Source organism: Methyloglobulus sp. (assembly GCF_046714055.1).
In the GTDB taxonomy this organism is placed as follows: domain Bacteria; phylum Pseudomonadota; class Gammaproteobacteria; order Methylococcales; family Methylomonadaceae; genus Methyloglobulus.
In genome coordinates this window covers 1-5226 of sequence record NZ_JBKKBJ010000113.1, presented here as the reverse complement: position 1 = coordinate 5226, position 5226 = coordinate 1, and the positions used below count along the sequence as shown (strand labels likewise).

General features: G+C 51.4%; 5 protein-coding genes and 1 pseudogene. 2 read left to right on the top strand and 4 right to left on the bottom strand.

Annotated elements, in window-relative coordinates:
- The first annotated feature begins 447 nt into the window (after positions 1 to 447).
- Positions 448 to 1008 carry an IS110 family transposase gene (locus ACLQ6D_RS06945; RefSeq protein ID WP_411726553.1) on the top strand — a complete coding sequence of 187 codons (561 nt, stop codon included), beginning with the start codon at positions 448 to 450 and terminating at the stop codon, positions 1006 to 1008.
- Here the strand turns inward: ACLQ6D_RS06945 and ACLQ6D_RS06940 are convergent.
- The 4 genes and pseudogenes from ACLQ6D_RS06940 to ACLQ6D_RS06925 all read right to left on the bottom strand — a co-directional run.
- Positions 955 to 1173, bottom strand: a pseudogene (locus ACLQ6D_RS06940) (transposase); the annotation flags it as partial. The gene ACLQ6D_RS06945 and the pseudogene ACLQ6D_RS06940 overlap by 54 nt on opposite strands.
- Before the next feature lie 180 nt (positions 1174 to 1353).
- The gene (locus tag ACLQ6D_RS06935; protein ID WP_411726552.1) at positions 1354 to 1734 is read right to left on the bottom strand and encodes a hypothetical protein; all 381 of its coding nucleotides are present in this window, start codon (positions 1732 to 1734) and stop codon (positions 1354 to 1356) included.
- A gap of 46 nt (positions 1735 to 1780) precedes the next feature.
- Positions 1781 to 3208, bottom strand: coding sequence for a hypothetical protein (locus tag ACLQ6D_RS06930; protein WP_411726551.1), 1428 nt, complete (start codon positions 3206 to 3208; stop codon positions 1781 to 1783).
- A 12-nt stretch (positions 3209 to 3220) separates the two neighbouring features.
- Positions 3221 to 3538, bottom strand: coding sequence for a helix-turn-helix transcriptional regulator (locus ACLQ6D_RS06925; RefSeq protein ID WP_411726550.1), 318 nt, complete (start codon positions 3536 to 3538; stop codon positions 3221 to 3223).
- Between the two features lie 270 nt (positions 3539 to 3808).
- Here ACLQ6D_RS06925 and ACLQ6D_RS06920 point away from each other — a divergent pair, with 270 nt between their 5' ends.
- The gene (locus tag ACLQ6D_RS06920) at positions 3809 to 5131 is read left to right on the top strand and encodes a sulfatase-like hydrolase/transferase (RefSeq protein WP_411726549.1); all 1323 of its coding nucleotides are present in this window, start codon (positions 3809 to 3811) and stop codon (positions 5129 to 5131) included.
- Positions 5132 to 5226: the final 95 nt, after the last annotated feature.

Genomic DNA, 5226 nt, shown 5'->3' with positions numbered 1-5226 from the left:
TTTTATGCGATAGCAAAATTGGGTGGGTTCACCGACACCAAGCGCACGGGGCGTGTTGGTTGGGACACGATTTGGCAGGGTTGGTTCCGATTACAAGAACGGCTTCAGGGCCACCAACTCAGCAAGTTGGGGCTCGCTGAGTTGTGATTAAGAGACAGGGTTTAAACTCCGTCCGCAGGGTTTCTCGTATGGCTCAAAGATAGCGGCAGCGCCGAAACGTTCAGGGCGGGGTTGCAAACCCCGCCCTGCGTGTTTGTTTGCAGTTGTAGACTGGGTTTATCAACCCAGCATTTGCGGTAAATTGCTGGGTTTCCGCTTTCGCTCCAACCCAGCCTTGTATGATCAAATTTAATAAACTATTGCCAAGGAGATCAAGTAAGCTTGAACAGTTCATTGGGAGGCCGTTCCGCCCTGAGGACTGGATGTTGACCAGAGCCTGCGCGGTAGATGGGCCCCCGCCCTATTCACCCATGCCGTGGAGTATCCGAGGCCTGGAGCCTGCATACACAAGGAAGGCAGATGCATGTGCAGGGTCGGGAACCAATGGGTAGTCTACTTTCTTTAATTCTTTTCTTACAAGCCAATATGCCAAACCTTCAACTTATTAAACGTCAACCCGAGTCAAAACTGATGCTGTTCGCAGGCATTGATGTCGGTTCTGAGGAATTGGTCTTGGCAGTCCGAAAGGACGGCAAGCCCTTCGATCCACAAACATTCGCCAACACCCCTTCGGGACGTGTCCAACTGGTCAAGAAACTTATCAAACAGTCCGGCATCATTGCCTGCCTGGAAGCCACCGGCGTCTATCACTTCGACTTGGCGATTGCCCTTCACGATGCGGGTGTGTTGCTCATGATGGTGAATCCCAAGGCCTCGCATAAGTGTGCAGGTACGTTGGTAGCAATAGTTGTAGTATTGCACATAATAACGCCCCAGCTTTTGCATGGCTTTACCCAGGCTTTGTTCGTGGTGTGGAGTAATAAGCAGATGTACATGGTTGGTCATTAGCACATAAGCGTGAACCGAGCATCCGTGTTTGTCACAGGCTAATTTCAACTTTTCAAGATAGAAACTGTAATCTGCATCGGCACAGAAAATTTCTGCCCGATTGTTGCCCCGAAGAATCACATGTTGTGGTTGATCGGGGATGACAAATCTAGGTAAACGTGCCATTGCCCTTCGCCTATTTAGGGAAATAGGCATTATATTACGCTAACAACCATAAATCAATGGAGTCTGACCCCATTTATTTCGTAAGTGACTGTAAAATTGAAATATTTTGTGGGGATAGCTCAGAGTCTGACCCCATTATTCCTTTAGTAAGTGAGTTGTTATTTTATCGTTGTTTTCGCTTTATTTCGGGACTTCGATCTTGATCCATTCCGCCGTGACCGACGGGCTTCGGGCAGGCTCCTTGTATTTCACTTCCACCGTACGACCTGTCTCTAGATCGACCAGGGAACCGGTTTGGTTGGCTTTCTGCATCTTGCTCTGATCCAGCCAGATATGCGTTTCATCCGTGATTGCGATTGTGTAGGTTCCTGTGGAATCGCTTATCGATAGCGTTCGTTTTTGTTGGTCGACCGCGGCGACCTTCCCGATGATACTGGCGGTATCGGATACTCCAGGTGAGGCGCCGATGGGAATAAACATTTCTGTCGCCTGCTGCCCGTATGAAGGCGCAGCGGCCAGGGACAGGATCAGGGCAAGGCCCGTGCAACTTTTTCGGATCATCAGTGTTCTCCTCGTACCTCGTAATAGCCGGCCACCACGTGGTCGGTTAACCCACGATGCGGCTTTTCGCCTGGTTAATGGCGTTCAAAGCGCGTTTGGCGAGTTCCATGCGGTCGGATGGGTGTTTGGAAGCCTCGACGGTCAATTCTCTCGCGTTCTTGAGCGCCCTTACCGCCTCGGGATGTAACCCTCCACCCGCGAGCACCTCAATGGCATCATCAATGTCATTCACCGCCCGTTTCACCACATCTTGCGGGTGTTCACCGGCGAGCAGCTCGTTGCGCTCCACAGCGCCCAGCAACTTATTCAGCTCCCGGATGTTGTCCAGTGCATTGATTACCCGCAGGAACGCCGCTACCGCCACCACCTGCGTGGCATCCAGGTTGATGGCTTTGGGGTCTCGGCAGATGGGCGGATCATCGCTATTGCAACCCCTTAGGAACCTACCCGATGGTGAGTTGTTAAAGGCATCGCCCGTGAAAAGGGCCACCGCACCTTCGATCGTTTCCACCGAATTGTTATGGAAGAACGGACCGGTATCGGCCGCTTCCACCACGGACGGGGTATTGAATGTGCCGTTGCCGGGATTGCCCAGACCATCGTCCTTCGTGTTCAGCTCACCGGCCAAATCTTCCGGTTGGTCGGGCAAATTTTCCACCCCGGTACTAAAGTTCGAATTGCCCCCATCTCCTGGGACGTTCGCCCCAGCATTGGCGTGGCAGCCCGAGCATTTGCCCTCCGTGCGGGAATTAAAAATCTGCTGCCCTCGTTTGGCGACCACGCTTTTTAAAGGCAACGGCAATTTCAGGTCTTCCTGCCGGCCGAGTGAAAGCTGGAAGGCTTCTAGGGCATCCAGTTCCTTGTCCGTGGGCAGTCTGAAATCGATGCCCGCGCGCCGCTGTGTGGTTTTGCTGAAGTGCTGAATCACGGCACCGTTAGCGAAGGAGCGCAGGGAATGATCTCCGGGCGCCCCATCGCCAGACCAGCCGGTACGGGGGCATTTGTCCGGGTTGCCGCACTCAAATCGGTCCCGCGGATTGCTGTCTATGGACACTCGTTGGGCAAAGACGTGGGGTACACCGCGCATGTTGAACTTGCGGGCGAGATCTTCAAAACCGTCCTGGTTTTCCAGGATCAGGCCAAACTGCCGCATCAGCTTGGGATTCTCGAAATGCTTAGAAAGCGTTGGGTTGAATTCGGCGACGAACAGGGGATCGTTCTTCGGCAAGGTGGCTATGAAAGCAGGATCGATGGTTAGGTTGTTTTCAGCCCGATGGCAGGTACCGCAGGTTCGACCGTTGCCGTTGAAGGTTTCCTTGAAGAACAGTTCTCTTCCTTTCGCCACCAGCGGATCGCCCACGTTTTTCGGTGGTGGTGGCGCGCCGGTCGTTGGAGGTGGTCCGGTGTCGCAGCCGGACAGTAAAACCCATACCGCTAGCATTATAAAAACCTTGATATCTCGCGTCTTCATCATCGGCTCTCCTTTTTAGCGAACACACCGAAGAGGGGCGATCACAAGCCCTGGATGTAGAACTCTGCAGCAGTTGGTCATCGAGGTAGGCGTTTTCACCGCGAATACCGGGACTTCCCTAAGACGTAAGCGTCTTGCCATCCCGTCTTGAAAAAGCTGGCAAAGGTGTGACGGCCCATTTTCTATTTTTTGCAAGGTTGCTCTGGAAATACCTGCACGATCAGCAAGGTTACGCTCCGACCACTTACGCTTCTTGCGCCCTAGCTTGATTTGCTCACTCAGCAGTATGGCTGCCTCTTGAGCGTATTTAGAATAAGTTCTCTGTTTTGGCATAGCTACATACCTAACTCAAAAAGACTATTTTAATGGTCATTAAAGTATTTAATAACCATTATGTTGGTCAAAAGTATCAGTTATGGCGTATTGTGTCAAGAGAAGAATGGCTATTATGAAAGTCATCAGAGGTACGAACCCCAGCATTTGGAATTGTCTGGGATTCATAGTATAGTCAGCCTCAGACTGACTTCTCCCGTTATTGGCTTTGGTCGGCTATCGTATTCAACTAACAGAAAGTTAAACACCAACAAAGAACAGGAAACCCTCATGAAATCAAAATTGCCAATCTTTTTAATGACGACTGTCTTGTGCTGCATTTGGACAGCAAGCCAAGCCGCACCAGAACAGCCATCGGGTACAGCCAGTACCCTTGACCGCTCGACGCTTCCCATCAAAGAACCCACCTATCCTGCTATTACCGAATTGGATGCTCGCAAGGCAACAGCACCCGCGCGGTTTGAGGTGAGCCCGCCCGCAAAAGCACCGAATATTGTCATAGTACTGATTGATGACATTGGCTTTGGACATTCCAGTGCTTTTGGCGGCCCCATCCATACGCCGACACTGGAAAAACTGGCGGCAAATGGCTTAAAATATAATCGCTTCCATACCACCGCGCTTTGCTCGCCGACACGGACTGCGTTACTGACGGGCTATAATCACCATTCCAATAATGCAGGGGCTATTATGGAATTGGCGACTGCTTTCCCCGGCAATACCGGCATCCGTCCACAAACCATCACCCCGATTGCCCAAGTGCTGCGCATGAACGGTTACAGCACAGGGGCTTTTGGCAAATATCATGAAACGCCGCCTTGGGAAGGTTCAGTATCGGGCTCATTCGACCGCTGGCCGATGGGATCAGGCTTCGATAAGTTTTACGGGTTTATTGGCGGTGAAACCAACCAGTGGCATCCGATGGTGTACGATGGTACGACACGCGTTTATCCCGATTTGAACAACCCAAAATATCATTTCACCAACGACATGACCGATCAAGCCATTGCCTGGATGAATACCCAGCAATCACTTACGCCCGACAAACCCTTTTTCATGTACTTCGCCACGGGCGCGACCCACGCGCCACATCACGTACCCAAAGAATACTCGGACAAATACAAAGGAAAATTTTCACAGGGTTGGGACAAATTGCGCGAAGAAACCTTGGCAAGGCAAAAGCAATTGGGTGTCGTGCCACAAAACACCGTGCTTGCCCCCAAACCCACCGACATCAAAGATTGGGGTAAGCTAACGGCTGATGAAAAACGCCTATTTGAACGGCAGATGGAAGTGTTTGCTGGTTTTGGCGTACATACCGATGCCCAAGTTGGTAGGTTAGTGGACGCGCTGGCAGCGAGAGGCGAACTGGATAACACGCTATTTTTCTACGTTGTTGGTGACAATGGCTCCAGTGCTGAAGGCGGCATGATCGGCATGTACAATGAAAGCACCATGTTCAACGGCGTACCCGAAACACTTGACATGCAATTAAAGAAAATCAAGGAACTGGGAACCGAGCATACCTACAATCACTTTGCCGCAGGCTGGGCAGTGGCAGGTAATACCAATCCCAATAGATTATCATATTAATAAAGCCCATTTACGGGAGCAAAGATTTCGGATGGTGTCGGGTTGGCTGGCGAACTGGTTCCATGCGTGGCAACACACATCAACGATCTGGTCAT

Coding starts and splice junctions, on each gene's coding strand:
- ACLQ6D_RS06945 (WP_411726553.1), top strand. CDS start 448: ATGGGCCCCCGCCCTATTCACCCATGCCGTGGAGTATCCGAGGCCTGG.
- ACLQ6D_RS06935 (WP_411726552.1), bottom strand. CDS start 1,734: ATGATCCGAAAAAGTTGCACGGGCCTTGCCCTGATCCTGTCCCTGGCC.
- ACLQ6D_RS06930 (WP_411726551.1), bottom strand. CDS start 3,208: ATGATGAAGACGCGAGATATCAAGGTTTTTATAATGCTAGCGGTATGG.
- ACLQ6D_RS06925 (WP_411726550.1), bottom strand. CDS start 3,538: ATGCCAAAACAGAGAACTTATTCTAAATACGCTCAAGAGGCAGCCATA.
- ACLQ6D_RS06920 (WP_411726549.1), top strand. CDS start 3,809: ATGAAATCAAAATTGCCAATCTTTTTAATGACGACTGTCTTGTGCTGC.